Consider the following 1971-nt stretch of genomic DNA (forward strand, 5'->3'; position numbering starts at 1 on the left):
CGCTAAAAGCGCTGGCCGACCATGTGATTACCCGCCACTACCCAGAAGCGGCCAACGCTGAAGACCCGTACCTTGCGCTGTTAGAAGCCGTTACCGCCCGCCAAGCGGCGCTGGTGGCGCGTTGGATGAGCTTGGGCTTTATTCACGGCGTGATGAACACCGACAACTGCAGCATTGCCGGTGAAACCATCGATTACGGTCCCTGCGCGTTTATGGAACAGTTCGACCCGCAGAAGGTGTACAGCTCCATTGACCAGGGCAGGCGCTATGCTTTCAACAATCAGCCGGGCATTGCTCAATGGAACCTGGCCCGCTTTGCCGAAACCTTGCTGCCGCTCATGCGGGAAGAGGGCGATGCCGTGGTAGAGGTGCTGCGCGGCTTTACCCAGCGCTTTAGCGCCGAACAGCGCCGCCTGCACGCTAATAAGCTAGGCCTCGCTCCAGAAAGCGATCGCGCCGCGCCGCTGATGGAAGCGCTGGAAATCCAGATGCATCAAGGCCGCATGGATATGACCGCGACGTTCGACGCGCTAACGCACTATGCGCAAGCGCTGAGAAAGAACTCGTCAGCCCATTCCCAAAAAGAGGCGCTGCTAGCGCTGACCACTCAGCCCGATGGCCTGACCGCTTGGCTGGCTGAGTGGGAAAACGCCCAGCAAGCGAGCCAGCAGCGTGAGCGCCTGGAGGCCATGCGCCGCGCCAACCCGGTGGTGATTCCCCGCAACCACCGCATCCAAGAGGTCATCGATGCGGCGGTAGAAGGCGATTTCGAGCCCTTCCACACGCTGCTCGCGGCGGTCACACAGCCCTTTGATGAATCCGAAGAAGCGCGCCGCTTGGCCGCCCCGGCCACGGAAAGCGAGCAGGTGTTGCGCACCTTTTGTGGTACGTGAATGCTGCACACCCTGTGATAAACTGTGCTTTTTTACAGGTAAGGGTGGAGGCAAGGTCGGCCTGTGCGCAAAATTATCCACTGCGACTGTGACTGCTTCTATGCGGCGGTAGAGATGCGCGATAACCCCGCGTTAACCGATAACCCCATTGCCATTGGCGGCAGTGTGGAGCAGCGCGGGGTGGTCGCCACATGCAACTATCCGGCGCGTAAGTTCGGCATCCACTCCGCCATGCCCATGGCTCAGGCGCTCAAACGCTGCCCCCACCTCACGGTGATTCGTGGCGATATGGCGAAGTACAAAGATGTTGCCCGCCAAGTATTTGCTATCTACCGCGATGTCACCGAACTGATCGAGCCGCTCTCGCTGGATGAAGCATTTCTGGATGTCTCGGAGGTCACGCTCCACCACGGCAGCGCCACCCGTATGGCCGAAGCCATCCGCCATCGGGTGAAGCAGGAAGTGGGCATTACCGTCTCGGCGGGCGTGGCACCCAACAAGTTTCTCGCCAAGATTGCTAGTGACTGGCGCAAGCCCGATGGGCTGTTTGTCATTACGCCAGACGATATCGACGCCTTTGTGCAGCAGCTTCCGGTGAAAAAAATCCACGGGGTAGGGCCGCGCACCGCTGAAAAGCTGGCGGAGTTGGGCATTCAGACCGGCGCGGACCTGCGCGCCCGGCCGCTTACCGAGCTGGTAGAGCGCTTTGGCCGCTTTGGCCATCGGCTGCATGAACTCAGCCACGGGCGCGATGAGCGCCCGGTTAAAACCCACCGCGAGCGCAAGTCGATCAGCACCGAGCTAACCTACTCCCAAGACCTACCCACCCTGGAAGCCTGCCGCCGCCAGCTCCCCGAGCTGATTAGCGATTTAGAGCGCCGCTACGCCCGCCTAGACCCGGCACCCGCCGTGCGCGGAGTAATGGTGAAGATCAAATTCAACGACTTCACCCAAACCACCGTCGAACACGCCGACCCCGCACCCAACTTGGAACAGTTCGAAACCTTGCTGAACGTGGGGTGGGCAAGGTATGAGTGTATTGGCTGCGCGGCCAGGGCATCGTTAAACGCGATCAGGC

General features: G+C 60.6%; 2 protein-coding genes. Both read left to right on the forward strand.

The window, feature by feature from the left end; translation table 11 throughout:
- Positions 1-893: protein adenylyltransferase SelO family protein (locus BIS10_RS18575; protein ID WP_253507717.1), on the forward strand; the 893-nt coding region annotated here is incomplete at its 5' end.
- A gap of 63 nt (positions 894-956) precedes the next feature.
- A partial coding sequence (dinB, locus tag BIS10_RS18580; RefSeq protein WP_253507720.1) for a DNA polymerase IV occupies positions 957-1971 on the forward strand: 1015 nt, incomplete at its 3' end.

The organism is Halomonas sp. 707B3 (assembly GCF_024158645.1).
Lineage (GTDB): Bacteria > Pseudomonadota > Gammaproteobacteria > Pseudomonadales > Halomonadaceae > Vreelandella > Vreelandella lionensis.